21 protein-coding genes and 2 tRNA genes are annotated in these 25,513 nt (G+C 69.8%); 5 read left to right on the top strand and 18 right to left on the bottom strand.

Going from position 1 to position 25,513, the window contains the following annotated elements; all coding sequences use genetic code 11:
- Positions 1 to 3: 3 nt before the first annotated feature.
- The 7 genes from mreD to OHN19_RS28505 form a co-directional block, all read right to left on the bottom strand.
- A complete protein-coding gene (gene mreD, locus OHN19_RS28535; protein WP_330266940.1) occupies positions 4 to 681 on the bottom strand; it encodes a rod shape-determining protein MreD in 678 nt (225 codons plus the stop codon).
- A gap of 12 nt (positions 682 to 693) precedes the next feature.
- Positions 694 to 1,641 carry a rod shape-determining protein MreC gene (mreC, locus tag OHN19_RS28530; protein ID WP_330266939.1) on the bottom strand — a complete coding sequence of 316 codons (948 nt, stop codon included), beginning with the start codon at positions 1,639 to 1,641 and terminating at the stop codon, positions 694 to 696.
- A gap of 114 nt (positions 1,642 to 1,755) precedes the next feature.
- Entirely contained in the window at positions 1,756 to 2,775 is a 1,020-nt protein-coding gene (locus tag OHN19_RS28525) for a rod shape-determining protein (protein WP_004931372.1), read from the bottom strand.
- Positions 2,776 to 3,083: 308 nt separating this feature from the next.
- On the bottom strand, positions 3,084 to 3,497 hold the full coding sequence (gene ndk, locus OHN19_RS28520; protein ID WP_007382017.1) for a nucleoside-diphosphate kinase: 414 nt from the start codon (positions 3,495 to 3,497) through the stop codon (positions 3,084 to 3,086).
- Between the two features lie 64 nt (positions 3,498 to 3,561).
- Positions 3,562 to 3,927: a DUF4233 domain-containing protein gene (locus OHN19_RS28515; RefSeq protein WP_030314566.1), complete on the bottom strand. Its 366-nt coding sequence runs from the start codon at positions 3,925 to 3,927 to the stop codon at positions 3,562 to 3,564.
- Between the two features lie 8 nt (positions 3,928 to 3,935).
- Positions 3,936 to 5,420, bottom strand: coding sequence for a bifunctional tetrahydrofolate synthase/dihydrofolate synthase (folC, locus tag OHN19_RS28510; RefSeq protein WP_330266938.1), 1,485 nt, complete (start codon positions 5,418 to 5,420; stop codon positions 3,936 to 3,938).
- A gap of 107 nt (positions 5,421 to 5,527) precedes the next feature.
- Positions 5,528 to 8,158, bottom strand: coding sequence for a valine--tRNA ligase (locus OHN19_RS28505; protein ID WP_330266937.1), 2,631 nt, complete (start codon positions 8,156 to 8,158; stop codon positions 5,528 to 5,530).
- 136 nt (positions 8,159 to 8,294) lie between these two features.
- On the opposite strand from OHN19_RS28505, the gene OHN19_RS28500 reads away from it, so the two are divergent.
- Positions 8,295 to 9,344, top strand: a complete 1,050-nt coding sequence (locus tag OHN19_RS28500; RefSeq protein WP_330266936.1) for a hypothetical protein — start codon at positions 8,295 to 8,297, stop codon at positions 9,342 to 9,344.
- Positions 9,345 to 9,414: 70 nt separating this feature from the next.
- On the opposite strand, the gene clpX is transcribed toward OHN19_RS28500, so the two are convergent.
- The 5 genes from clpX to OHN19_RS28475 all read right to left on the bottom strand — a co-directional run bounded on the left by clpX (position 9,415) and on the right by OHN19_RS28475 (position 14,116).
- On the bottom strand, positions 9,415 to 10,701 hold the full coding sequence (clpX, locus tag OHN19_RS28495; RefSeq protein WP_062027566.1) for an ATP-dependent Clp protease ATP-binding subunit ClpX: 1,287 nt from the start codon (positions 10,699 to 10,701) through the stop codon (positions 9,415 to 9,417).
- Between the two features lie 160 nt (positions 10,702 to 10,861).
- On the bottom strand, positions 10,862 to 11,542 hold the full coding sequence (locus OHN19_RS28490) for an ATP-dependent Clp protease proteolytic subunit (protein WP_020136160.1): 681 nt from the start codon (positions 11,540 to 11,542) through the stop codon (positions 10,862 to 10,864).
- An 88-nt stretch (positions 11,543 to 11,630) separates the two neighbouring features.
- Positions 11,631 to 12,236: an ATP-dependent Clp protease proteolytic subunit gene (locus OHN19_RS28485; RefSeq protein WP_020136159.1), complete on the bottom strand. Its 606-nt coding sequence runs from the start codon at positions 12,234 to 12,236 to the stop codon at positions 11,631 to 11,633.
- A 213-nt stretch (positions 12,237 to 12,449) separates the two neighbouring features.
- Positions 12,450 to 13,844 (bottom strand): trigger factor, encoded by a 1,395-nt coding sequence (tig, locus tag OHN19_RS28480; RefSeq protein ID WP_330266935.1) that lies wholly within the window; start codon positions 13,842 to 13,844, stop codon positions 12,450 to 12,452.
- 195 nt (positions 13,845 to 14,039) lie between these two features.
- Positions 14,040 to 14,116: transfer RNA gene (locus OHN19_RS28475), tRNA-Pro, on the bottom strand.
- A gap of 167 nt (positions 14,117 to 14,283) precedes the next feature.
- On the opposite strand from OHN19_RS28475, the gene OHN19_RS28470 reads away from it, so the two are divergent.
- Positions 14,284 to 14,357: transfer RNA gene (locus OHN19_RS28470), tRNA-Gly, on the top strand.
- A 261-nt stretch (positions 14,358 to 14,618) separates the two neighbouring features.
- Here OHN19_RS28470 and OHN19_RS28465 read toward each other — a convergent pair.
- Positions 14,619 to 14,813, bottom strand: coding sequence for a hypothetical protein (locus OHN19_RS28465; RefSeq protein WP_020136157.1), 195 nt, complete (start codon positions 14,811 to 14,813; stop codon positions 14,619 to 14,621).
- Positions 14,814 to 15,177: 364 nt separating this feature from the next.
- Between OHN19_RS28465 and OHN19_RS28460 the strand changes: the two genes are divergently transcribed.
- Positions 15,178 to 16,254 carry an acyltransferase family protein gene (locus OHN19_RS28460; RefSeq protein WP_330266934.1) on the top strand — a complete coding sequence of 359 codons (1,077 nt, stop codon included), beginning with the start codon at positions 15,178 to 15,180 and terminating at the stop codon, positions 16,252 to 16,254.
- Here OHN19_RS28460 and OHN19_RS28455 read toward each other — a convergent pair whose 3' ends face one another.
- Both OHN19_RS28455 and OHN19_RS28450 read right to left on the bottom strand, forming a co-directional pair.
- A complete protein-coding gene (locus OHN19_RS28455) occupies positions 16,255 to 16,707 on the bottom strand; it encodes an HD domain-containing protein (RefSeq protein ID WP_330266933.1) in 453 nt (150 codons plus the stop codon).
- A 49-nt stretch (positions 16,708 to 16,756) separates the two neighbouring features.
- Positions 16,757 to 17,938: a PP2C family protein-serine/threonine phosphatase gene (locus OHN19_RS28450; protein ID WP_330266932.1), complete on the bottom strand. Its 1,182-nt coding sequence runs from the start codon at positions 17,936 to 17,938 to the stop codon at positions 16,757 to 16,759.
- Between the two features lie 162 nt (positions 17,939 to 18,100).
- Between OHN19_RS28450 and OHN19_RS28445 the strand changes: the two genes are divergently transcribed.
- Positions 18,101 to 19,330 carry a GNAT family N-acetyltransferase gene (locus tag OHN19_RS28445; RefSeq protein ID WP_330266931.1) on the top strand — a complete coding sequence of 410 codons (1,230 nt, stop codon included), beginning with the start codon at positions 18,101 to 18,103 and terminating at the stop codon, positions 19,328 to 19,330.
- Positions 19,331 to 19,411: 81 nt separating this feature from the next.
- On the opposite strand, the gene OHN19_RS28440 is transcribed toward OHN19_RS28445, so the two are convergent.
- Positions 19,412 to 20,227 carry an Fpg/Nei family DNA glycosylase gene (locus OHN19_RS28440; protein ID WP_330266930.1) on the bottom strand — a complete coding sequence of 272 codons (816 nt, stop codon included), beginning with the start codon at positions 20,225 to 20,227 and terminating at the stop codon, positions 19,412 to 19,414.
- A gap of 280 nt (positions 20,228 to 20,507) precedes the next feature.
- Positions 20,508 to 20,993, bottom strand: a complete 486-nt coding sequence (locus OHN19_RS28435; RefSeq protein WP_330266929.1) for a ribose-5-phosphate isomerase — start codon at positions 20,991 to 20,993, stop codon at positions 20,508 to 20,510.
- Between the two features lie 205 nt (positions 20,994 to 21,198).
- On the opposite strand from OHN19_RS28435, the gene OHN19_RS28430 reads away from it, so the two are divergent.
- On the top strand, positions 21,199 to 22,611 hold the full coding sequence (locus OHN19_RS28430) for an amino acid permease (protein WP_330266928.1): 1,413 nt from the start codon (positions 21,199 to 21,201) through the stop codon (positions 22,609 to 22,611).
- 60 nt (positions 22,612 to 22,671) lie between these two features.
- Here OHN19_RS28430 and OHN19_RS28425 read toward each other — a convergent pair whose 3' ends face one another.
- Positions 22,672 to 25,326: a serine/threonine-protein kinase gene (locus tag OHN19_RS28425; RefSeq protein ID WP_330266927.1), complete on the bottom strand. Its 2,655-nt coding sequence runs from the start codon at positions 25,324 to 25,326 to the stop codon at positions 22,672 to 22,674.
- Positions 25,327 to 25,513 lie beyond the last annotated feature (187 nt).

The following is a 25,513-nucleotide window of genomic DNA, read 5'->3' as shown; positions in this document are numbered from 1 at the left end:
GGGTCACAGCCGCTTGACCCCCTTGATACGGCCCACCCGGGCCGTCCGCGTCCGCGCCTTGGTCTTCAGGCTGCCGAGTCCGCCGCGCTGGCCGCCGATCTTGAGGCCGGTGCCGGAGGAGAGCCAACCGGACGAGATGTCCGCCGACTTGGCCGCCGAACTGGTCTCGGCCAGCGGGTCGTTCTCGGCGCGGCGGGCGAGCGCCATGATGCCGGGGACGACGAAGGGGGCGAGCAGCAGGTCGTACAGGGCGGCGGTGAACAGCAGGCTGGGCAGGCCGACATGGCGGGCGGTGGTGTCGCCGACGAGGGCGCCGACCCCGGCGTACAGCAGGGTGGTGCCGAGGGCGGCGGCGACCACGACGACCATGGGACCGGTGGCCGACTTGAGGCGGCCGTTCTCCGGCTTGGCGAGGCCGGCGAGGTAGCCGATGACGCACAGCACGAGGGCGTACCGCCCGGCCGCGTGGTCGGCGGGCGGGGCGAGGTCGGCGAGGAGGCCGGCGCCGAAGCCTACGAGGGCGCCGCCGACATGGCCGTAGACCAGGGCGAGGCCCAGGACGGTCAGGAGCAGCAGGTCGGGGACGGCGCCCGGGAGGTGGAGGCGGGCGAGGACGCTCACCTGGAGGACCAGGGCGACGACGATGAGGGCCGACGAGAGCAGGATCCGGTTGACGCGCATCAGGTACAGCTCCTACTGCTCTTGCTGGATCTCGCCGTCGAGCGGCGCGTTGGCGGACGGGGTGACGGTGACCGTCACGGTCGGCGTGGGCGTCGGTTTCGGCTTGGCGGGCAGCACCGTGTCGCGCGGGTCCTTCTTCGGGGCCTCGACGACGACGCCGACGATGTCGAGCTTGGTGAAGCTGACGTACGGCGTGACGTAGAGGGTGCGGGTGAGGTCGCCGCCGGAGGGGTCGACGCGGGAGACCACGCCGACCGGCACGCCGGGCACGAAGGGCTTGTCGGCCTGGGAGCCGAAGGTGACCAGGCGGTCGCCCTTCTTCACCTCGGCCTTGCCGTTGAGGAGTTCGACGCGCAGCGGCCGGTCGCCCTGTCCGGAGGCGAAGCCGAGTTCGTCGCCGGCCTCCATGCGGGTGCCGACGGTGAAGTCGGGGTCGTTGGCGAGCAGCACGGTGGCGGTGTTCGGGCCGACGGTGGTGACCCGGCCGACCAGTCCGTCACCGTTGAGGACGGTCATGTCGCGCTGGATGCCGTCGTCGGCGCCGACGTCGATGGTGATGGTCCAGGAGAAGCCCTGGGCCGCCCCTATGGCGATGACCTGGGCGCCCTTGATGCCGTACTGGCCCTCGCCGGCGATCTTCAGCATCTTGTCGAGCTGCTTGAGGCGGCTGGTGTTGCGGTCGTCGCTGCCGAGTTTCGCCTTGAGAGCGGCGTTCTCCTTCTCCAGCTCGGCGAGCCGGTCGTGCCGCTCGCCGGAGTCGCGGATGGCCGACACGGCGTTGCCGACCGGGTTGACCGCGGACGACACGCCGTCCTCGATCGGGCCGAACACGGCGGCCGCGGCCTGGCGGGCACCGTCGACCGGTGAGTCCTCCCCGCCGCGGATGTCGACCGTGATCAGCGCGAACGCGACGGCGATCAGCAGCACCAGGAGCAGCCGGCTCTCTCGTGTGTCCCTCACGTGCGGCGGCCGTGCCCTTCTCATTGAAGTTGCTTTTGTGGAGTTTATGCCTCGATATCAACGATCCGCCGCACGAGAGGAGATCATCCCGTACGGCGGAATCGAAGAGTTACGTCATCTGCGCGGCTGGGCGTCCAGCACCTGCTGGAGTGCCTCGAACTCCTCGACGCACTTGCCGGAGCCGAGCGCCACGCTGTCCAGCGGGTCCTCGGCGATGTGGATCGGCATGCCGGTCTCCCGGCGCAGCCGCTCGTCCAGGCCGCGGAGCAGGGCGCCGCCGCCGGTCAGAACGATTCCTCGGTCCATGATGTCGCCGGAGAGCTCCGGCGGGCACTTGTCGAGGGTCGTCTTGACGGCGTCCACGATGGCGTTGACGGGTTCCTCGATCGCCTTGCGCACTTCGGCGGCCGAGATGACGACGGTCTTGGGCAGCCCGGAGACGAGGTCCCGGCCGCGGATTTCGGTGTGTTCGTCAGCGTCGAGGTCGTACGCCGAACCGATCGTGATCTTGATCTGCTCGGCCGTCCGCTCACCCAGCAGGAGGGAGTACTCCTTCTTGATGTGCTGGATGATCGCGTTGTCCAGTTCGTCGCCGGCGACGCGGATGGACTGGGCGGTGACGATGCCGCCGAGGGAGATGACCGCGACCTCCGTGGTGCCGCCGCCGATGTCCACCACCATGTTGCCCGTGGCCTCGTGGACCGGCAGGCCGGAGCCGATGGCGGCCGCCATGGGTTCCTCGATGATGTGCACCTGACGGGCGCCGGCCTGGGACGACGCCTCGATGACGGCGCGGCGCTCGACGCCGGTGATGCCCGAGGGGACACACACGACGACGCGCGGCCTCGCGAGATACCGCCGCTTGTGGATCTTCAGGATGAAGTAGCGGAGCATCCGCTCGGTGATCTCGAAGTCGGCGATCACGCCGTCCTTCAGCGGACGCACGGCAACGATGTTGCCCGGGGTCCGCCCGATCATCTTCTTCGCTTCGGCGCCGACAGCCAGGATTCCACCGGTGTTCGTGTTGATCGCGACGACGGACGGCTCGTTGAGTACGATCCCGCGACCCCTGACGTACACCAGCGTGTTGGCGGTCCCGAGGTCGACAGCCATGTCACGGCCGATGAACGACATTGAGTTCCCCATCAGGATTCGTCTGGCCTTCCCGGGAGCTTTTGAGGGCTTTTCAGGTCGGCGAAGTGGGTGCTGTGACGTGAAGGCTTCCATCGTAGACGCGCCTGCACGAACACTGCGCGAGGGTCTTCGCCATTGTCAGCAGATGGAAAGCCGCCCCGCTTGTGGAGACGGTCCATAGGGGGCATGCGTTCCCCCGATCGGCACGCATATGCCAAGGGACGGCCGAAAATGTACGGCCGTCCCTGGTCAGGCAGTCGGGTGAACTGACACGCCGTCAGAAATTGCCACCAAACCTACGCACGGACCTATGCGCGCCCGGGGAAGAAGATCTTCACCTCGCGCTCGGCGGACTCCTCCGAGTCGCTCGCGTGGATCAGGTTCTCGCGGACGATCACACCGAAGTCGCCCCGGATGGAGCCGGGCGCGGCGGCGATCGGGTCGGTCGGGCCCGCCAGCTGGCGTACGCCCTCGATGACCCGCTCCCCCTCGACGATCAGCGCGACGACCGGACCGGAGGCCATGAACTCCACCAGCGGCTCGTAGAAGGGCTTGCCCTTGTGCTCGCCGTAGTGCTGCTCCAGCGTGTCCTGGTCGAGGGTGCGCAGCTCCAGCGCGGTGATCTGCCAGCCGGCCTTGCGCTCGATACGGCTGATGATCTCGCCGGTCAGGCCACGACGGACGGCGTCGGGCTTGAGGAGGACGAGGGTGCGCTGGCTCACGAGGGGCTCCTTGACTGCTGGCATGTGCGGTGGGACGAGATTACAGGGCGTGTCGGCTCGCCGGTCACACAGCGTCAGGTGTAGAGGGGTCGGCCTGCGCGGCCTGGGCGGCGAACCGCGCCTTCGCCTCGTCGATCTTCCGGCCGTAGTGGACGGAAGCCCACCACAGCAGCGCGAACAGCACGCCCATGACGAACATGGCCGGCAGGACGAAGCCCGAGGCGATCAGGGCGATCTGGAGGGCCCAGCCGAGGGCGATGCCGCCGGGCCGGGTGACCATCCCGCACAGCGCGAGGCACAGGAACATGGCGATGCCGCTGACGGTCCACACCGTGGAGGTCGCGAGATCCGGGTCCTTCATCGCGACCAGTCCGGCGAAGCCGATGACGAAGAACTCGCCGATCAGGGTCGATGCACAGAGCGTACGCACGGCGCGGCTCAGCCCCTTCCGAGCAGCAGCCGGGCCTCGCCGACCGTGATGACCGACCCGGTGACGAGCACCCCGCCGCCCGCGAACTCGCCCTCCTCCTCGGCCAGCGTGATCGCCTCCTCCAGCGCGTCCGGCAGCCGCGGCTCGACCTGGACCCGCTCCTCGCCGAACACCTCGACGGCGATCGCGGCGAGCTCGTCGGCGTCCATCGCCCGGTTGCTGGTGTTCTGGGTGATCACGACCTCGGCGAAGATCGGCTCGAAGGCCTCCAGGAGCCCCCGCACGTCCTTCTCGCCGCTCGCGCCGACCACGCCGATCAGCCGGCTGAAGTCGAAGGCCTCACCGACCGCCTCGGCGGTGGCGCGGGCGCCCGCCGGGTTGTGGGCGGCGTCCAGGACGACGGTCGGGGACCGCCGTACGACCTCGAGGCGGCCCGGGGCGGAGACGGCCGCGAAGGCCTTGCGGACCGTGTCGATGTCGAGCCGGTCGGGACGCTGGGCGCCGACGCCGAAGAACGCCTCGACGGCGGCGAGCGCCACGGCTGCGTTGTGCGCCTGGTACGGGCCGTGCAGCGGGAGGTAGACCTCTTCGTACTCGCCGCCGAGGCCACGCAGGGTCAGCAGCTGCCCGCCGACGGCGACCTGCCTCGAGACGACCCCGAACTCCAGCCCCTCGCGGGCGACCGTGGCGTCCACCTCGACGGCCTTCTTCAGCAGCACCTGCGCCGCGTCCACCGGCTGCTGGGCCAGGATGACGGTCGCGTCCTGCTTGATGATCCCGGCCTTCTCGACCGCGATCTCACCGGGGGTCTCGCCCAGCCGGTCGGTGTGGTCCAGGTCGATGGGGGTCACGACCGCGACATCGCCGTCGATGACGTTGGTCGCGTCCCAGGAGCCGCCCATGCCGACCTCGACGACGGCCACGTCGACGGGGGCGTCCGCGAAGGCGGCGTACGCCATGCCGGTCAGCACCTCGAAGAAGGACAGCCGGTACTCCTGAGCCGCGTCGACCATCTCGACGTACGGCTTGATGTCGTCGTACGTCTCGATGAACCGCTCGGCCGAGATCGGGGCGCCGTCCAGGCTGATGCGCTCGGTGATCGACTGGACGTGGGGGCTGGTGTAGCGGCCCGTGCGCAGTTCGAAGGCGCCGAGGAGGGCCTCGATCATGCGGGCGGTGGAGGTCTTGCCGTTGGTGCCGGTGATGTGGATCGAGGGGTACGACCGCTGCGGCTCGCCCAGCACGTCCATCAGGGCGGCGATGCGGCTGACGCTGGGCTCCAGCTTGGTCTCGCCCCACCTCGTCGCGAGATCCGCCTCGACCTGGCGCAGGGCCCTGTCGACCTCGGGGTCCTCGGGGCGTGCGGGCACGTCGGCCTCCGGCGGGGCGCCCTGGGTGCGCAGGGTGCGGCTGCCGGCCTCGATCACCGCGAGATCCGGGTCACGGTCGGTCTCGGCTGCCACGATCTCGTCGAAGGGGTCGCTTTCACTCACAGGGCCAGTTTAGGGCTGCGCCCAAGGAGAGGGGCGGCCGGTCCCGTTTGGCGGGCGCGGGGAGGTTTGTGGCTGGTCGCGCAGTTCCCCGCGCCCCTCAAGGTGTCCTACTGCTGAGGCAGACCGTCCAGCTGGGCCTGGATCCTCTTGATGTCCTCGTCCGCCTTGGCCAGGCGGCCGCGGATCTTGTCCACCACGTTGTCCGGGGCCTTCGCGAGGAACGCCTCGTTGCCGAGCTTTCCGGTCGCCTGGGCCTTCTCCTTCTCCGCCGCGGCGAGGTCCTTGGCCAGCCTCTTCCGCTCCGCCGCCACGTCGATCGTGCCGGAGAGGTCCAGGGCGACCGTGGCACCGGCGACCGGGAGGGTCGCCGTGGCCGCGAAGCCCTCGCCCTCGGGCTGGAGGCGGAGGAGCTGGCGGATGGCGGGCTCGTGGGGGGCCAGGGCGGTGCCGGTCAGTTCCAGGCGGGCCGGGACCTTCTGGCCGTCCTTGAGGCCCTGGTCCTTGCGGAAGCGGCGGACCTCCGTGATGACCCGCTGGACCAGCTCGATCTCCCGCTCGGCGGCCTCGTCGCGGAAGCCGCTGTCGGCCGGCCAGTCGCCGATGACCAGGGACTCGCCGCCGGTCAGGGTGGTCCACAGGGCGTCCGTGACGAACGGGATGACCGGGTGGAGGAGACGGAGCATGACGTCGAGGACCTCGCCGAGGACCCGGCCGGAGACCCGGGCCGGCTCGCCGCCCGCGAAGAACGTGGTCTTGGACAGCTCGACGTACCAGTCGAACACCTCGTCCCACGCGAAGTGGTAGAGGGCGTCGGCGAGTTTCGCGAACTGGTAGTCGTCGTAGTACGCGTCGACCTGGGCGACCGTGGTGTTCAGGCGCGAGAGGATCCAGCGGTCCGCGGCCGACATCTCGGCGGCGTCCGGCAGCGGGCCGTCGATCGTGGCGCCGTTCATCAGGGCGAAGCGGGTGGCGTTCCAGATCTTGTTGGTGAAGTTCCGGGAGGCCTTGACCCAGTCCTCGCCGATCGGCACGTCCGCGCCCGGGTTGGCGCCGTTGGCGAGGGTGAAGCGGACGGCGTCGGAACCGTAGGCGTCCATCCAGACCAGCGGGTCGACCGCGTTGGGGTTCGACTTCGACATCTTCTTGCCGAACTCGTCGCGGACCAGGCCGGTCAGCGCGATGGTGTGGAAGGGGACCTGGCCGTCCATGGCGTAGAGGCCGAACATCATCATCCGGGCGACCCAGAAGAAGATGATGTCGTGGCCGGTCAGCAGGACGTCGGTCGGGTAGAACTTCCGCAGGTCCTCGGTCTGTTCGGGCCAGCCGAGCGTGGAGAACGGCCACAGGCCGGAGGAGAACCAGGTGTCCAGGACGTCGGAGTCCTGGGTCCAGCCCTCGGCCTCCGTGCCGGGCGGCTCCTCGTCCGGTCCGACGCAGACGACCTCGCCGTCGGGGCCGTACCAGATCGGGATGCGGTGGCCCCACCACAGCTGGCGCGAGATGCACCAGTCGTGCATGTTGTCGACCCAGTCGAAGTACCGCTTCGACATGTCCTCGGGGTGGATCCTGACGCGGCCGTCGCGGACCGCGTCACCGGCGGCCTTGGCGAGCGGGCCGACCTTGACCCACCACTGCATGGACAGGCGCGGCTCGACGGTGGTCTTGCAGCGCGAGCAGTGGCCGACGGAGTGCATGTAGGGGCGCTTCTCGGCGACGATCCGGCCCTGCTCCTTGAGGGCGCCGACGACGGCCGAGCGGGCCTCGAAGCGGTCCAGGCCGAGGAAGGGACCGTGGACGGTGATCACGCCGTGCTCGTCCATGATCGTCAGGGACGGCAGGTCGTGGCGGCGGCCGATCTCGAAGTCGTTCGGGTCGTGCGCCGGGGTCACCTTGACCGCGCCGGTGCCGAACTCGGGGTCGACGTGGGTGTCGGCGACGACCGGGATGGTGCGGTCGGTCAGCGGGAGCTTGATCTGCTTGCCGATGAGGTGCCGGTAGCGCTCGTCGTCGGGGTGGACGGCGACGGCGGTGTCACCGAGCATCGTCTCCGCGCGCGTGGTCGCGACGACGAGGCTGTCCTCGCCCTCGCCGTAGCGGATGGAGACCAACTCGCCCGCGTCCTCCTGGTATTCCACCTCGATGTCCGAGATGGCCGTCAGACAGCGCGGACACCAGTTGATGATCCGCTCGGCGCGGTAGATCAACTCGTCTTCGTACAGGCGCTTGAAGATGGTGAGGACGGCCTTGGACAGGCCCTCGTCCATGGTGAACCGCTCGCGGTCCCAGTCGACGCCGTCACCGAGCCGGCGCATCTGGCCGAGGATCCGGCCGCCGTACTCCTCCTTCCACTGCCAGACGCGCTCGACGAACTCCTCGCGCCCCAGGTCGTGTCGGGACTTGCCCTCCTCGGCGAGCTGCTGCTCGACCTTGTTCTGGGTGGCGATACCGGCGTGGTCCATGCCGGGCAGCCACAGCGCCTCGTAGCCCTGCATGCGCTTGCGGCGGGTGAGGGCGTCCATGAGGGTGTGCTGGAAGGCGTGCCCGAGGTGCAGGCTGCCGGTGACGTTCGGCGGCGGGATGACGATGGTGTACGGCGGCTTGTCGCTCTTCGCGTCGGCGGCGAAGTAACCCCGCTCCACCCAGCGCTCGTACAGCGTCCCCTCTACCTCGGCCGGCGCGTACTGGGTCGGCAGTTCGGTGATGGGCGCTGTGGGCTGCTGCTGAGCGTTCTCGGTCACGGGGTCAGTTTAGGGGTGTCCCGGGCGTGTCCCGAAACGCGTTTGTTCTGTAACGGTGGGGCCCCCGATGCCGTGCGCCGGGTTGGCCTGGGCCAGGATGTCAGGAACACATAAGCATCTGGAGGGGAACCCAGAGATGAGTCACAACCAGCCGGGCCCGTACGGGCAGCCCCAGCAGCCCGGGCAGCCGCAACAGCCCGGGCCGTACGGCCAGCCGGGCCCCTACGGCCAGCCGCCGCAGAACCCGCAGGCGCCCCAGCCCGGCTACGGCTACCCCCAGCAGACCCCGCCGCAGCAGCCGGGACAGCCCCCGCAGCAGCCCGGCCAGCCGCCCCAGCAGGGCTACGGCTACCCGCAGCAGGGCGGTGTCCCGCCGCAGACCCCGCCGTACGGGCAGCCCCAGGCGCCCTACGGGCAGCAGCAGGCCCCGTACGGACAGCAGGCCCCCTACGGGCAGCAGCAGCCGTACGGCCAGGCCCCCTACGGCGTCCCGCAGCCCCCTCCGGCGGGCGGCGGCAACGGCAAGAAGATCGGCATCATCGTCGGCGCGGTGGCGGTCGTGGCGGCGATCGCGGTCGGCGCGTACCTCGTGATCGGCGGCAGCGGCAGCGGCGGCTCCGACATCGCGGACGACGGGGCGCACACCCTGACCACGCCGGCCACCGTCCTGACCGACTACAAGAAGTCCGCGAGCTCCGGCGAGGACGGCTTCAGTGCGGACGACGTCAAGGACGCCGAGAAGCACGGCGTGAAGAACGCCAAGGACGTGAACGCGACCTACCAGTCCGGCGACGCGAAGGACTACCTGGCCATGAAGATGGTCAACTTCATGGGCGTCTACGGCGACATCGACGACCCCGAGAAGGTCGTCGACGCGATGTTCACCGAGATGAAGAAGAGCGCGGCCGAGGACTCCGAGGGCGAGGCCGTCGGCAGCCCGAAGGCGTACACGCCGGCCGGTCTCGACGGCGCGGTCCTCAAGTGCCAGGAGACGAAGATCAAGGACAGCTCCGGCTCCGGCCCGAGCTCGATCAGCATGCCGGTGTGCATCTGGGGCGACCACAGCACCCTGGGTGTGGTCATCCCGATCGACATGGCGGACGCCATGGCCGGCAAGTCCGCGGACCTCGCGGACGCGGCGGACATGACCGCCAAGCTCCGCAAGGAAGTTCGCGTCAAGGCCTGACGCCACGGACTCAACGGCGAAGGGGCCCCGGTCGGTTGACCGGGGCCCCTTCGCCGTCGTGCGTGCGGTGCTACGCCGTCTTCTGCTCGCCCGAGCCCCGACCGCGGGCGTCCCGCGGGATGAGGGTCGGGTTGACGTTGGAGTGGACGACGTCCGCGGTGATGACGACGCGGGCCACGTCCTTGCGGGACGGGATCTCGTACATGACGCCCTGGAGGACCTCCTCCATGATGGCGCGCAGGCCGCGCGCGCCGGTCTGGCGGAGGATGGCCTGGTCGGCGATGGCCTCCAGCGCCTCGCGCTCGAAGTCCAGCTCCACACCGTCGAGTTCGAAGAGGCGCTGGTACTGCTTCACCAGCGCGTTGCGCGGCTCGACCAGGATCTGGAGGAGGGCCTCGCGGTCGAGGTTGTGGACGCTGGTGATGACGGGGAGGCGGCCGATGAACTCGGGGATCATGCCGAACTTGACCAGGTCCTCGGGCATGACGTCCTCGAACTGGTCCTTGGCCTCCAGCTCGCGCTTGGAGCGGATCGTGGCGCCGAAGCCGATGCCCTTGGCGCCCGCGCGGGACTCGATCAGCTTCTCCAGACCGGCGAAGGCACCGCCCACGATGAACAGGACGTTCGTCGTGTCGATCTGGATGAACTCCTGGTGCGGGTGCTTGCGTCCGCCCTGCGGCGGGACGGAGGCCGTGGTGCCCTCCAGGATCTTCAGCAGGGCCTGCTGCACACCCTCGCCGCTCACGTCACGCGTGATCGACGGGTTTTCACTCTTCCGCGCGACCTTGTCGATCTCGTCGATGTAGATGATCCCGGTCTCGGCCTTCTTGACGTCGTAGTCGGCCGCCTGGATCAGCTTCAGCAGGATGTTCTCGACGTCCTCGCCGACGTAGCCCGCCTCGGTGAGCGCGGTGGCGTCCGCGATCGCGAACGGGACGTTCAGCATGCGGGCCAGGGTCTGGGCGAGGAGGGTCTTGCCGGAACCCGTGGGGCCCAGCAGGAGGATGTTGGACTTCGCGAGCTCGATCGCGTCGTCACGGCCGCTCGCGCCGCCGTTCTCGCCGGCCTGGACACGCTTGTAGTGGTTGTACACCGCCACGGAGAGAGCCTTCTTGGCCGCCTCCTGGCCCACCACATAGCCCTCGAGGAACTCGTAGATCTCGCGGGGCTTGGGGAGTTCCTCCCAGCGCACCTCGCTCGTCTCGGCGAGCTCCTCCTCGATGATCTCGTTGCAGAGATCGATGCACTCGTCGCAGATGTACACACCAGGCCCTGCGATGAGCTTCTTGACCTGCTTCTGGCTCTTGCCGCAGAACGAGCACTTGAGCAGATCGCCGCCGTCACCGATGCGTGCCACGGTGTGCTTCCCCTTCGCCTGGGAGACGCCTAGGTCCAGCGGCTCCTGGTGCTGCCTTATGTCCGACGGTACCTTGCCGGGCCCCCCGTTCGGGCCCCCCTTGGCAGGGTTCACTTTGACGTGCACGGTGCCAAGGGGCGGCATATCCTACGGGGTCCGCCTAGCGGACTGCGGCGTTGTTCATCTTCCGGGTGGAGATGATCTGGTCGATCAGGCCGTACGCCAGGGCGTCGTCGGCCGTGAGGATCTTGTCGCGCTCGATGTCCTCGCGGATCTTCTCGATCGGCGTGGTGGAGTGCTTGGCCAGCAGGTCTTCCAGCTGCGCGCGCATCCGGAGGATCTCGTTGGCGGCGATCTCCAGGTCGGAGACCTGACCGCGGCCGGTCTCGCTGTACGGCTGGTGGATCAGCACGCGGGCGTTCGGCAGCGCCATGCGCTTGCCCGGCGTACCGGCGGCCAGCAGGATCGCGGCGGCGGAGGCCGCCTGACCCATGCAGACCGTCTGGATGTCGGGCTTCACGAACTGCATGGTGTCGTAGATCGCGGTGAGCGCCGTGAAGGAGCCGCCGGGGCTGTTGATGTAGACCGAGATGTCCCGGTCGGGGTCCATCGACTCCAGGCACAGCAGCTGCGCCATGACGTCGTTGGCGGAGGCGTCGTCGATCTGCACGCCGAGGAAGATCACGCGCTCCTCGAAGAGCTTCGCGTACGGGTCGTACTCGCGGATGCCCTGCGAGGTGCGCTCGACGAAGCGGGGGATCACGTACCGGGACTCGGCCCGCGGGCCGGTGTACTCGGCCTCGGTGCGGGCGTAGAGGCCGCTGCCGGGGAAGTCGTTCACTGTCTGTCTCCTAGGGGCTGTGACGGTCGGCTGGGGGCTGTGCGGGGCGTTTCGGGCCCCACGGTGGGGCTCGGGTCCCGCATGGGGCTCAGGCCCCGGTGCCGCCGCCGCCCGGCATGCCGGCGGCCGTGGCGATCACGTCGTCGATGAGGCCGTACTCCTTGGCCTCGAACGCGTCGAACCAGCGGTCGCGGTCCGAGTCGCGGGTGATCTGCTCGATCGTCTGGCCGGTGTGCTGCGAGGTGAGCTCGGCCATGCGCTTCTTGGTGTGCAGCAGCCGCTCGGCGTGGATCTTGATGTCCGAGGCCGAACCGGCGAGGCCGGCGGACGGCTGGTGGATCAGGATCTCGGCGTTCGGCAGCGCGAAGCGCTTGCCGGGGGTGCCGGCGCTGAGCAGGAACTGGCCCATGGAGGCCGCGAGGCCCATGGCGATGGTCACCACGTCGTTCTTGATGTACTGCATGGTGTCGTAGATCGCCATGCCGGCGGTGATCGATCCGCCGGGGCTGTTGATGTAGAGGTAGATGTCCTTTTCCGGGTCAGCGGCAAGGAGCAGCAGCTGCGCGGTGATCTTGTTCGCGATGTCGTCGTCGACCGGCTGGCCGAGGAAGATGATCCGCTCGTTGAGCAGCCGGTTGTAGACATGGTCGCCGAGGCCACCGCCGATGGAAGGCTCGCCGGCGGCGGAGGGCATCAGATTCGTCACGTATCCACCTGCTCGTCTTACGACGGCGCCGGGCCGTCTTACGTTTCCCTATCAAGGGACCCTAACGCGCTGGTCCCTTCGGGGAATCCCGGATGGAGGGCTGTTCGCCGGGGGCGTAGAGACCGCGGCGGGTAGGCCGACGGGCCCTGGGTGCATACGCTCCCAGGGCCCGTCGTACGACATTCGAGGCGCCGTAGGCGATCAGGCCTCGGTCTTGTCCTCGCCCTTGTCCTCGGCCGGGGTCTCCTCGGAGGTGGCCTCGACCGTCTCGGCGGTCTCGTCCTCGTCGTCGTCCAGGTCGATGATCTCGCCGTTGGTGTCCTTGACCGTGGCGGCCTCGACCACGACGGCCAGGGCCTTGCCGCGGGCGACCTCGCCGACGAGGAGCGGAACCTGGCCGCCCTCGACGACCGCCTGGGCGAACTGGTCGGGGGACATGCCGGAGGAGGCCGCGCGGCGCATGAGGTGCTCGGTGAGCTCCTCCTGGTTGACGTTCAGCTTCTCGCGCTTGACGAGCTCGTCCAGGACGAACTGGGTCTTGATGCCCTTGACCGCGGCGTCCTTGGTCTCGGTGTCGAACTCCTCGGCGGTCTTGCCCTGGATCTCGAGGTACTTCTCGAGGTCGAGGCCCATCTGGCCGAGCTGGTGGTGCTCCAGGTTGTGCTTGCGGGTGTTGATCTCGTCCTCGAGGAGCTTCTCGGGGACGGGCACCTCGACGAGCTCCAGGAGCTTCTCCAGGACACGCTCCTGGGCCTGGGTGGCCTGGTCGTACTGCTTCATGTTCTCGAGGCGCTTGCGGCTGTCCGCCCTCAGCTCCTCGAGGGTGTCGAACTCGGAGGCGAGCTGCGCGAACTCGTCGTCCAGCTCGGGCAGTTCGCGGGCGGCGACCTGGGTGACCTTGACGGTGACCTCGGCCTCCTTGCCGGCCGCCGAGCCGCCCTTGAGCTCGGAGGTGAAGGTGGCCTCGCCACCGGCCTCCAGGCCCTTCACGGCGTCGTCGATGCCGTCGAGGAGCTCGCCGGAGCCGATGGTGTAGGAGACGCCGCTCGCGACGCCGTCCTCCAGCACCTCGCCGTCGACCTTGGCCTCCAGGTCGATGGTGACGACGTCGCCGTCCTCGGCGGCCCGCTCGACCGGGGAGGTCGAGGCGAAGCGCTCACGGAGCTGCTCGACCGACTTCTCGATGTCCTCGTCGGTGACCTCGACCGCGTCGACCTCGACCTCGATGCCGGAGTAGTCCGGGATTTCGATGGTCGGGCGGACGTCGACCTCCGCGGTGAAGTTCAGCGTCTCGCCGTCCTTCAGCTCGGTGATGTCGACCTCGGGCTGGCCCAGGACGTCGATCTCGGCCTCGTTGACCGCCTCGGTGTAGAACTTCGGAAGCGCGTCGTTGACGGCCTCCTCCAGCACCGCACCGCGGCCGAACCGCTGGTCGATGACGCGCGCCGGGATCTTGCCCTTCCGGAAGCCCTTCACCGTGACCTGCTGGTTGATCTTCTTGTACGCCGCGTCGAGGCTGTCCTTGAGCTCCTCGAAGGGCACCTCGATGCTGAGCCGAACCCGGGTCGGGTTCAGGGTCTCCACGGCGCTCTTCACGGTTCGGTCTCCTTGGGGGCTGACTTCTTGGTTTCTGCCGGAGCCAGAGCGGCTCCGGCGGATTCGCCGCCCGGAGGACTTCCAGAGGAGATCCAGTGGATGAGGCACACGGGCGTGCAGCTTGCATAGTAACGGCAGCGGCGACACGCCCCAAAGGCGATCACTGAGTACGGTCGCGCGACGTGATCGCGCAGGTGGTCGGGGTGGCGGGATTTGAACCCACGGCCTTCCGCTCCCAAAGCGGACGCGCTACCAAGCTGCGCCACACCCCGTCTGGTGCGACACGTAGGGTACATGGCCGCAGGCAGCGGGGTTACCGCATTTCGCGAGCGCCGCGGCGGGCACATCCGCGTCCGAGGCGGAAGGGGTGTGCGACAAGGCGTGACGACCCGCTACGATGCTTGCGTGCCGCCGGGGAGTGATCCGTGGCGTGTGCTGTGCGGGCGTAGCTCAATGGTAGAGCCCTAGTCTTCCAAACTAGCTACGCGGGTTCGATTCCCGTCGCCCGCTCCAGACGGCTCAGGGCCAGGTCAGAGGACAATCCTCCGACCTGGCCCTGATCGTTTCCGAGACCTCGGATCACCCGTCTGTGTCCGCGAACTGATTCCGGAGTGCGGACGACTCCCCGCCTGAAGCGGCTCGGCAGTGGATTGATGACCTGCGTGGCCGTCGCGTCGTTCGGGCACTCGACAGGCGAGACCTGACCTGAGCCGAATCGGCTGCATCACGGCCGCCCCTTGCTGTCGATCCGCGAGATCACGGGCTGTGGAGTACCTAGAACTGGATCGAGTTGATGGTGTCCGCTATCGAGTCCAGGAAGCGTTGGATGTCGTCGGCCATGCCGGTCGAGGCGAGGAAGAAGCCGAAGAGCACCGCGACTATGGCAGGGCCGGCCTTGATGGAGCCTCCCCGCATCAACACCACCAGGATGATCCCCAACAGCAGCACCACTGACAGCGAAATGGCCACAACTGATCACACCCTCGGTCGGTCCGCTCTCCCGGCCCGGGGACGCGACCCCGCGACCCCCGCCAGAACCATCGTGCCACCAACGCGGCCCGCATATGCGGCCGGTGAGGCAACGTTTGCCCATGTCGATACACGCCCCGCAGTCCCTGGCCGGTTCCTTTCGGTCCTCATCCCCCGTGCCCGCACATCCCGTTCGCAGGGAATTCGAATCACCGGCACAGGTGTGCGGTGGGCGTGCTTATGTGGCACTTGAGGGGGATTGATCCGGACAATCCGGGCGGGTTGAAGTCGCCGCAGAAGTGAACAACGGGCCACCAAACAGCCGGTTTTACGGAAACGCACAGCCGCGGCTAGGGTCCCTCAGATGTTTCAAGCCGCCAAGCCACGCGACGCCTTCTTCGACAACGCCAAGTACCTGGCGATCGTCCTGGTGGCCGTCGCGCACTCCTGGGAGCCGCTCAAGGGCGACAGCCGGATCCTGGAGGGCGTGTACACGGTCGTGTACTCGTTCCACATGCCGGCGTTCATCCTCATCTCCGGCTTCTTCTCGCGCAGTTTCGACATGCGCCCGGACCGGCTGAGGCGGCTCGTCACGGGTGTCGCGGTGCCGTACATCGTCTTCGAGACGGCGTACTCCCTCTTCAAGCGCTACGCCGACCACGACCCCGGCATGGAGATCAGCCTCCTGGACCCGTGGTTCCTCACCTGGTTCCTGGTGGCCCTGTTCATCTGGCGGCTGACCACGCCGATCTGGAAGCTGGTGCGGTGGCCGCTGCCCCTCGCGCTCGGCATCGCGATGCTCGCCTCGGTGACCCCGGACATCGGTGACGACCTGGACCTCCAGCGGGTGCTCCAGTTCCTGCCGTACTTCGTGCTGGGCCTGGTCATGAAGCCCGAGCACTTCCGGATGGTGCGCCGGCGCTCGGTGCGGATCGCGGCGGTGCCGGTGTTCGCGGCCGCCCTCGCCGTCGGCTGGTGGGCGGTGCCACGCATGGACACCGAGTGGTTCTACCACCGCAACGCCGTCCAGGAGATGGGCGCGCCCTGGTGGACGGGACCGGTCATGGTGCTGGCCATGTTCGGCAGTTCGCTGCTGCTGACGGCCTGCTTCTTCGCCTGGGTGCCGGGTCGGCGGACGTGGTTCACCGCCCTCGGCGCGGGCACGCTCTACGGCTATCTGCTGCACGGCTTCCTGATCAAGGGCGCCGGTTTCGCGGGCTGGTTCGACCACGCCTGGCTGCACCGGCCGGCCGGTGAGCTCTTCGTGAGCGCCCTCGCCGCGATCGCCGTCACCCTGCTATGCACCGCGCCGGTGCGCCGGGTCTTCCGGTGCGTCATGGAGCCCGACATGGACTGGGCGTTCCGGCGCGAGGCGGCCGAGCCGGACAAGGGGCGCGCGCCGGAGAAGGCCGCCGCGCCCCGCGAGAAGGTCAACGCGTAGTCAGTCAGCCGCGGCCAGACCGAGAAGCGCGCGCATCCTCGCGTACTTCTCGGTCAGTCGTGTCCGCGTCCCCTCGTCGAGGACCGCGAGGCGGGCCGGGTCCGCGTTGTGGGCCAGGTCGGCCTCCTTCACCAGCAGCGCGCCCGGGGTCGCGAGGATGCGCCCCGCGTACGCCTCGGGCGGCTCTCCGGCCCGCTTGGTGACGGCGAGCACGATGTCCTTCGTACGGCGGCTCAGCGCGGCCTCCTCGAGCCATCGGGCGGACAGGGCGTCGTCCTCGACGGAGTCGTGCAGCCAGGCCGCCGCGATCTGCTCGTCGTCGCCGCCCCGCGCGCGGACGCCCTCGGCGACGGCCCGGAGGTGTTCGGCGTACGGCCGTCCGGCCTTGTCGGTCTGGCCCTCGTGGGCGGCGCGGGCGGTGGCCTCTACTTCGGCGAGCGTCAGTGGGTTCACTCGTCCAGTGTGTCCCGGTGCGGTGAGCCCGTCGGTCGGCGGCGGGCGCCTACCGCGGCAGACCCTGGGCCGTCGGCCCCTCGCGGGAGATCAGGAGCAGCGCCCGGTCGTCGTTGACGTCCTTCGCGACGGCCTCGATCAGGTGCCAGGCGGCGCCGTGGAAACCGCCCGCCACATACCGGTCGGCCTCCCCGGTCAGGCGGTCGATGCCCTCCACTATGTCCCGGTCGGACGTCTCCACCAGGCCGTCGGTGAAGAGCATCAGGACGTCACCGGGGCGCAGCGAGCCCTTCACGGGGTCGAACTGGGCACCGTCGTACACCCCGAGCAGGGGCCCCTCCGCGGCCTTCTCCTCCCAGCGTCCGCTGCCGGCGCTGAGCTGGAGGCCCGGCGGATGACCGGCCGAGTACAGCTCGTAGTCGCCGGAGTCCAGGTCGAGGACCAGGTGGATCGAGGTCGCGAACCCCTCGTCCCAGTCCTGGCGCAGGAGGTAGCCGTTGGCGGCGGGCAGGAAGGCGTGCGGGGGCAGGGAGCCCAGCAGTCCGCCGAAGGCGCCCGAGAGCAGCAGCGCGCGCGAGCCGGCGTCCATGCCCTTGCCGGACACGTCGGTCAGCACGACCTCCAGGGTCCGGCCGCCGTTGGTCCGGGCCGCGACCACGAAGTCGCCGGAGAACGACTGCCCGCCTGCGGGCCGCAGCGCCATCTCCCGGTGCCAACCCTGGGGCAGCGTCGGCAACTTGCTCTGCACCCGGATGCGCTCACGCAGGTCGAACAGCATGGTGCCGCCGCGCCGCCAGGGCACCCCGACGCGGCTGCGGAACTGGGCGATGAGCAGACCGAAGAAACCACAGGCGGCCACCACCAGGACCACGCCGGGCGTGACCCGGGACGGCCCCTCGGTGTACGGCCCCAGCTGCACCGACTCCACGATCAGCGCGGTCGCCGCCGCCGCGTACAGGCCGAGCAGGCTCGCCGGGCGCAGCAGCAGGCCGCCGGCCACGATCGGCAGGACCAGCGCGGCCGGTGAGCACCACACGGAGTTCATGAGAGTGACGGCCGAGATCAGGGGCACGGTCAGGAGGAGACCTGCGAGCGCCACCCAGTCCGAGCCGTCGCCGCGGAAGTAGTCCACGGCACTTCTGCGCAGCCCGACGCGGGCCCGGTGCCACTGCATCTTCAACCGGGCCGTGAACGTCTCGGCTTCCGCGCGCCGCTCTCGTCCTACTGCCATTAGTTCGGGACCCTATCCATCGAACCAGCTGCTTGGCACGGGAGGTCCCACTTGTCCCCCGTCCGAGGCTCAACTTCACAGTGAACTTCACGGACGGCCGTCGCGCCGCCGCCAAGAGGAAATTCCCTCGCCCGTCCCGCAACGCCCTGGTAGGCATGGGTCATGGGGACTGACTTGCGGGTGCTTCGGCAGGACGAATGGGACGAGTGGTACGACAGCCTGATCCGCGCCTTCGGCGGGGTTCCGGAGTCGGCCGAGGAGCGGGAGCTGTTCCGTGAGCTCACGGAGGAGGACCGGTCCATCGGCGTCTGGGACGGCGGCCGGTGCGTGGGCACGGCCGGGGCGTTCAGCTTCCGGCTGACCGTGCCGGGCGGGGCCGCCGTGGCCGCGGCCGGCGTGACCATGGTCGGCGTGGCCGGCACCCACCGGCGGCGCGGGGTGCTGACCTCGATGATGCGGCGCCAGCTGGACGACGTGCGGTCCTGGGGCGAACCGCTGGCCGTGCTCACGGCCTCCGAGCCGGTGATCTACGGCCGCTTCGGGTACGGCGTCGGCACCTACCAGGTGAACGCGGACATCGACACGAGCCGGGTCCGGCTGTCCGTGCCGCCCGGCACCGACGACGTACGGCTGCGGTACGCGGCGCCCGCCGACGTGCTGGACGCCTGCGAGGCCGTGTACGCCCAACTCGTGCCCCGGCGGCCCGGGATGGTGGCGCGGATCCCCGGCTGGGAGCGGATGTGGGTGCTGGACCCGGAGAGCGACCGGGGCGGCGCCTCACCGTTGCAGTGCGTGGTCGCGGAGCGGGACGGCGAGGTCGTGGGGTACGTGCGGTACCGGGTCAAGGCGGACTGGGATGCGGCCGGGCCCAAGGGCACGGTGGTCGTCTCCGACCTGGAGGCGCTGGATCCGGCCGGGCACGCCGCGCTGTGGCGGTTCCTGTTCGACCTCGACCTGACCTCCCGGATCGACGTCCGGCGCCGGCCCGTCGACGAGGCCTGGCAGTACCTCGTCTCGGACATCCGGCGCTGCTCGGTGCTGGTGCGCGACTCGCTGCACGTGCGGCTGGTGGACGTGGGCGCCGCGCTTCAGGCGCGGACCTATCAGGCGCCGGTGGACGTGGTGTTGGAGGTCGAGGACGCCTTCTGTCCCTGGAACGAGGGGCGTTGGCGGCTCAGCGGGGACACCAAGGGCGCGTCGTGCGAGCGTACGACGGACTCGGCCGATCTCTCTCTGTCCGTACGGGAGTTGGGGGCGGTGTATCTCGGGGGCGTGAGCCTCGCCTCGCTGGCCGGGGCCGGGCTGGTGCGGGAGCTGCGGCAGGGGGCGCTGGCGGAGGCGTCGGTGGGGTTCGGGTCGGTCGTGGCGCCCTGGCTGCCGCACGGCTTCTGAGGCCTCCGGGGGGCGCCGGTGCGCGGCCCGGCTTCCGGCTTCCGGCTTCCGGCTTCCGGCTTCCGGCTTCCGGCTTCCGGCTCAGGGTTTCTGGCAGGTAGGGCACCAGAAGAGGTTGCGGGCGGCGAGATCGGCGGTGCGGATCTCGCCGCCACAGATGTGACAGGGCAGGTTGGCCCTGCGGTACACGTAGACCTCGCCGCCGTGGTCGTCCACGCGCGGCGGGCGGCCCATCGCCTCCGGGGTGTGTTCGGGGCGGACGGTGTCGATGCGGTTGTTCCTGACGCCCTCGCGCATGAGATCGACGAGGTCGGTCCAGATCGCGTCCCACTCGGTGGGCGTGATGTCCTTGCCTGCCCGGTAGGGGTCGATGCGGTGCCGGAAGAGGACCTCGGCGCGGTAGACGTTGCCGACGCCCGCGATGACCTTCTGGTCCATCAGGAGGGCGGCGATCGTCGTACGGCTGCGGGAGATCCTCCGGTACGCCGCCCGCGGGTCGGCGTCGGTGTCGGCGCGGAGGGGGTCGGGGCCGAGGCGGTCGTGTATCGACTGCTTCTCGGTGGGGGTGATCAGGGCGCAGGTGGTGGGGCCGCGGAGGTCCACGTACGCCGTGCTGTTCGCCAGGCGGAGGCGGACGGTGTCGGTGGGTGGGGGTGCGGGCGTGGGGCCGAAGGTGACCTTGCCGAAGAGGCCGAGGTGGATGTGGATCCAGTCGGTGGCGCGGAAGCCGAGGAAGAGGTGCTTGCCGTGGGCTTCGGTGTGGGTGAGTTCCGAGCCGGTGAGGAGTTCGGCGGCGTCGGAGAACTTGCCCTGGGGGCTGGTGACGCGGGGTTTCGTCCCCTGGAACGCGGCGCCGTAGTCCTGGGCCAGCCGGTGGATCGTGTGGCCCTCGGGCACGGTGGCTCCTTGTTCGTCAGCGGGTGGGGGTGCGGGCGGATCTTCTCGCCCCCGCCGCCCCTACCCGTCCCATCACCAGGGGGCGCCGCCCCCTTCGACCCCCGTCGCGGGGGCCAGCCCCCGCACCCCCGCTCCTCAAACGCCGGAGGGGCTGGATTTCGCGCACCGGACGGGCTGGATGACTCGACCAGGTGGGCAAGTCAGGGGCGCGGGGAACTGCGCGACCAGCCCCCGCTCACCCGCACCCGGACGACGACCCCTGCCGCCCCACCGCCGGAGGCTACTGCTGAGGGTGGTGTGCCGGGATCGGCGGCAGGTCGCCCGTCGTCTCGTACGCCGACAGCATGTCGATGCGGCGCTGGTGGCGCTCGTCGCCGGAGAACGGGGTCGCGAGGAAGGTCTCGACGAACTTGGTCGCCTCCTCCTGCGTGTGCATGCGCGCCCCCACCGCCACCACGTTGGCGTTGTTGTGCTGGCGGCCCAGCGACGCGGTCTCCTCGCTCCAGGCGAGGGAGGCGCGGACGCCCTTGACCTTGTTCGCCGCGATCTGCTCGCCGTTGCCGGAGCCGCCGATCACGACGCCGAGGGCGTCGGGGTCGGCCGCCGTGCGCTCGGCGGCGCGCAGGCAGAACGGCGGGTAGTCGTCCTGGGCGTCATAGATGTGGGGGCCGCAGTCGACCACGTCGTGGCCGGCCTCCTTGAGCCAGTCGACGAGGTGGTTCTTGAGTTCGAAGCCCGCATGGTCGGAGCCGAGATACACGCGCATGGAACGAGTGTGACACGGCTGTTTCGGGGCAGCAGCCCCGGGTGTCAGGCAGGAAAAATGTGACCTTGACAATGGAACCTCAAGGAAACCTCAAGTAACAATCTGGATTCAAAGGTTCAGGAATTCCTTTACCTCCGATTCACTGGACCGACCCGTACCCCGCTCGTACGGGATCCCCCCACCCCGGCACGAAGGAATTCCCCGTATGACTGGTCTCCAGGCCGGACTCAAGAACCGCCACCTCTCGATGATCGCCATCGGCGGAGTCATCGGCGCGGGCCTCTTCGTGGGCTCCAGCTCCGGTATCGCCACCGCCGGACCCGGCATCCTGCTGTCGTACGCCCTCGTCGGCACGCTCGTGGTGCTGGTGATGCGGATGCTCGGTGAGATGTCGGCCGCCAACCCCACCTCCGGCTCGTTCTCCGCGCACGCCGACCGGGCGCTCGGGCGCTGGGCCGGGTTCTCCATCGGCTGGCTGTACTGGTTCTTCTGGGTCGTCGTGCTCGCCGTCGAGGCGACCGCCGGCGCCAAGATCCTCGAAGGGTGGATACCCGCCGTACCGCAGTGGGGGTGGGCGCTGATCGTGATGGTGGTGCTGACCGCCACCAACCTGGTGTCGGTCGGGTCCTACGGCGAGTTCGAGTTCTGGTTCGCCGGGATCAAGGTCGTGGCCATCGGCGCCTTCATCGTCGTCGGACTGCTCGCGGTGTTCGGCGTGCTCCCCGGGGTCGACACCGACCAGGCGTCCTTCTCCAACCTCACCGGCCACGGCGGCTTCCTGCCCAACGGGCCCGGCGCGATCCTCACCGGCGTCCTGCTCGTCGTGTTCTCCTTCATGGGCAGCGAGATCGCGACCCTGGCGGCCGGTGAGTCGGAGGACCCGCAGCGGGCCGTGACCAAGTCGACCAACAGCATCATCTGGCGGATCGCGGTCTTCTACCTGGGGTCCATCTTCGTCGTCGTGACGCTGATCCCGTGGGACGCCAAGTCCATCCAGGACGACGGCTCCTACGTCGCCGCGCTGGACTCCCTCGGGATCGCGCACGCCGGTCAGATCATGAACTTCATCGTGCTGACCTCGGTGCTGTCCTGTCTCAACTCCGGTCTCTACACGGCCTCCCGGATGGCCTTCTCGCTCGGTGAGCGGGGCGACGCGCCGAAGGCGTTCGCGCGGGTCAACGGGCGGGGTGTGCCGATGGCCGCGATCCTCGCGTCGGTGGTGTTCGGCTTCGTCGCCGTCTTCTTCAACTACCTCTCCCCCGACAAGATCTTCCTGTTCCTCGTCAACTCCTCCGGTGCGGTCGCCCTGTTCGTGTGGCTGGTCATCTGCTTCTCGCAGCTGCGGATGCGGAAGATCATCCAGGCCGAGGCGCCGGAGAAGCTGGTCGTGCGGATGTGGCTGTACCCGTATCTGACCTGGGCGACGGCCGCGTTGATCGTGTTCGTCCTCGGGTACATGCTGACCGACACGGAGCACGACGGGCGGGAGACCGTGCTGCTGTCGCTGCTCGTCGCCGCGGTGGTGCTGGTCATCGCCGTGGTGAAGGAGAAGGCCGGCAGCGGGCGTTCGGCGTCCGCGTCGGCGGGTGAGGTGACGGACAAGGTCTCCGTCGGCTGACTTCTCCGACGGTTGTGAAGGGCCCCGTGGCGTGTGCCGCGGGGCCCTTGCCGTGTCTGCTCACAGGACGGTGAAGCTGTCCTTCACCTTCTCGTACGTCTTGAGGGCCTGCGTCTCGATCTCCGGCTGGTACCACGTGTTGATCTGGTACGACTTGTCGCCCACGTTGAAGCCCAGGAGTTGGGCGTGCCAGGGGACGCCGCCGAGGGTGAAGGTGTACTCCCAGACGACCGCGGGGTGGTCGCGGAACGTCGTCTCCTCCAGGCGGATCTTGCGGTAGTCCTGGCCCTGGTGGGCGTTCTGCTCGGAGGTCTCCCAGGTCTCCATCAGGTCGCCCCTCGCGAGGGAGGACTTGGCGGCGAGTTCCTGTTCGCCGTCGGGCGAGGTGTAGTGGACCTCGGCTCCGGTCTTCACGTCCCGCCGCCAGCCGGTGGGGGTCGCCCACGCGAAGCCTCCGGCCTCCTCGTGTGCGCCGGGTGGGAGGGAGCGGGGGCGGGAGGTGCCCTCGACGGTGGAGGACGGGGTGCCGCCGGGGGTGGAGGCGCCGGGTTCGGCGACGGAGGCGGAGGCCGAACTCGACGGGGAGCCGTCCGCCTTGTCGTCGCCGGGTGAGCCGGAGGTGGTGGCGAGGATGACCGCGACCACGATGGCGGCCGCGGTGACGACGGTTCCGGCGGCGACGAGGGCGGTACGGCGGCGGGGGGTGGCAGGGCGAGCGGGGCGGGCGGGGCCCGGGAGTTCGCCTTCGCCGGGGGGTTCCTCGGGGGGCACGCGGTGCGGGTGCTGACCGAGGACCAGGGCCGGAGCGGGGTCGGGGTCGGGCTCACGGCCGGTGAGGGGGTGCGTGTCGGGGGCGGGGCCCGGGTCCGTGCCGGGGGCGGAACGGGGGCGGGTACCGGTGCCGGGGGCCTCGGCACGGACGGCGGAGTTGGCACTGCCGCCCGTGGGGGCCGGGTCGGGATCCTCGCCCTGGTGCCGGTCGGGTACGGGCTGATGGCCACGGATCAGGGAGACTCCGGGGCGGGAGCGGGGGGCCGGGCCGATACGGGTGGGGGCGGAGGCCGCGCGGGTGGGGGTGTCCCGGGTCGGCGCGTCCGGCATGACGTAGTGCTCGGTGGGGGCGCCCGCGGAGAGGGAGTCCTGGGTGGGAGCGCTCGCGAGGGGCGTACTGGTCGTGGTGGCCCCGGCTCGGAGCGCGGCCCCCACGGAGTTCCCGGACGGCGCCTCGGACCTGACCTCCGAGCGCTCCTCGGACAGCGCCTCGGAGGACGCACTGGCCCCGTGCCCGGCCGGGGCGAGCGGCCCGCTGGAGGGGGGCGGTTCGACGGGGGTGCGCCCTGGGGGTACGGACGGTTCCGCGTGGGTGGTCGGTTCGTCCGAAGCGGACGGCTCGGACCCTGCGGAGCGCTCCGCGGGGGCCGACAGTTCTGGCTGTTCGGTCACCGCCTGAGGAGAGGGAGAACTCTCGACCGCCGGGCCCGCCTCCGCGCCTGGCTGTGCCGTCGGCTCCGGCGATGGCTCCATGCCTCCCTCACCGGCGGCACCCACACCCGCGAAGGCGGCCGGTACGGCGTCCGACGGTTCCGCCTCGGCGGCTTGACCCGGCTGTTCCGGTACGGCCGACTCGGGGCCGGTCGCCGACTCCGGCACCCGCGGGTCCCGCACAGCCCGCACGATGCGCGGCTCCAGATAAGCCGGCGTCGGCGACTCCCGCGGAGCCCACGGCCGCGTCGGTGTCACCGCAGACTCGTCCGCCGGGTCCGGCGCGGCGCCTGACGTGTCCGAAGGCCCGGCTTCGTCACCCGACTCGTCCGCCCCGTCCGGTCCGGCGCCCGTGTTGGAAACACCCGGTGTTCCTGGAGCCCCCGCAGTCCCAGGAATCCCCGGTGTCCCCGTGCCCGGCTCCGTCGTCTCCGTGGCCTCCACCGGACCCACCCGCAGTGTCGGCGTAGGGACCGGGAACGCGACCGTGTGGAGGGCCGATTCGACCTCGTCCAGGCCCGGCCGTATCGACGGGTCCTTCTCCAGGAGGGCCGCCAGGATGTCGGTCAACGGGCCCGCCGCGGCGGGGAGTTCGGGCTCCTCGTAGAGGACCGCGTGCAAGGTCGCCAACGTGGTGTCGCGGGAGAAGGGGGAGCGGCCGCCCAGGGCCGCGCAGAGCGTGGCGCCCAGGGACCAGATGTCCGACGGCGGCCCCTGGGGGCGGCCCGAGACCCGCTCGGGGGCCATGTAGTCGGGTGAGCCGACGAGCATGCCGACCATGGTGAGCGCCTTGGCGTCCTGCATCGCCGCGATGCCGAAGTCCGTGAGGACGATCCGGCGGCCGGTCCGGGACCCGGACTCCACCAGGACGTTCCCCGGTTTGATGTCCCGGTGCAGCACCCCCCGCGCGTGCACCTGGCGCAGCGCCTCCACCAGGCCGAGACCGAGCAGGGCCGTCGCGCGCGGGTCCAGCGGGCCGTCCTCCACCATCATCCGTTCCAAGGAGCGGCCCTTGACCAACTCCATGACGATCCACAGGCGTTCCCCCTCGTCGACCACGTCGTAGACCCGCACGACGTTCGGGTGGTCGATCCGGGCCGTCGCCCTGGCCTCGCGCAGGGTGCGTTCACGGCGGGTGCGGGTGTCCTCCGCGTCGAGGCCGTCGATCCGCATCTCCTTGACCGCGACCTGCCGGTCGAGCATCTCGTCGGCGGCTCGCCACACCCGCCCCATTCCCCCCTGGCCGATACTCTCGACCAGGCGATAACGCCCCGTCACCAGGAGCCCTGGAACTCCGCCGCGCCTCGCATTTCCCGTGTCTCCCGTATTCCCCGGCAATCCGCTGCACCCCCTCAACGATGTCCCGAGTGGAACACAATGGTCACACTTCGCGCCGTACCAGCATAGTGCGGAGAAATCT

It is taken from the genome of Streptomyces griseorubiginosus, assembly GCF_036345115.1.
Classification (GTDB): Bacteria; Actinomycetota; Actinomycetes; order Streptomycetales; family Streptomycetaceae; genus Streptomyces; species Streptomyces griseorubiginosus_C.
The sequence above is the reverse complement of the archived record's forward strand: the minus strand, read 5'-3'. Positions and strand labels throughout refer to the sequence as shown.

What these genes read in the sequence shown, in the direction of transcription:
- mreD (WP_330266940.1), bottom strand. Translation starts at nt 681, where the DNA reads ATGCGCGTCAACCGGATCCTGCTCTCGTCGGCCCTCATCGTCGTCGCC.
- OHN19_RS28525 (WP_004931372.1), bottom strand. Translation starts at nt 2,775, where the DNA reads ATGTCGTTCATCGGCCGTGACATGGCTGTCGACCTCGGGACCGCCAAC.
- OHN19_RS28500 (WP_330266936.1), top strand. Translation starts at nt 8,295, where the DNA reads ATGAGTCACAACCAGCCGGGCCCGTACGGGCAGCCCCAGCAGCCCGGG.
- OHN19_RS28485 (WP_020136159.1), bottom strand. Translation starts at nt 12,236, where the DNA reads ATGCCCTCCGCCGCCGGCGAGCCTTCCATCGGCGGTGGCCTCGGCGAC.
- OHN19_RS28460 (WP_330266934.1), top strand. Translation starts at nt 15,178, where the DNA reads ATGTTTCAAGCCGCCAAGCCACGCGACGCCTTCTTCGACAACGCCAAG.
- OHN19_RS28450 (WP_330266932.1), bottom strand. Translation starts at nt 17,938, where the DNA reads ATGGCAGTAGGACGAGAGCGGCGCGCGGAAGCCGAGACGTTCACGGCC.
- OHN19_RS28445 (WP_330266931.1), top strand. Translation starts at nt 18,101, where the DNA reads ATGGGGACTGACTTGCGGGTGCTTCGGCAGGACGAATGGGACGAGTGG.
- OHN19_RS28435 (WP_330266929.1), bottom strand. Translation starts at nt 20,993, where the DNA reads ATGCGCGTGTATCTCGGCTCCGACCATGCGGGCTTCGAACTCAAGAAC.
- OHN19_RS28430 (WP_330266928.1), top strand. Translation starts at nt 21,199, where the DNA reads ATGACTGGTCTCCAGGCCGGACTCAAGAACCGCCACCTCTCGATGATC.
- OHN19_RS28425 (WP_330266927.1), bottom strand. Translation starts at nt 25,326, where the DNA reads ATGGGGCGGGTGTGGCGAGCCGCCGACGAGATGCTCGACCGGCAGGTC.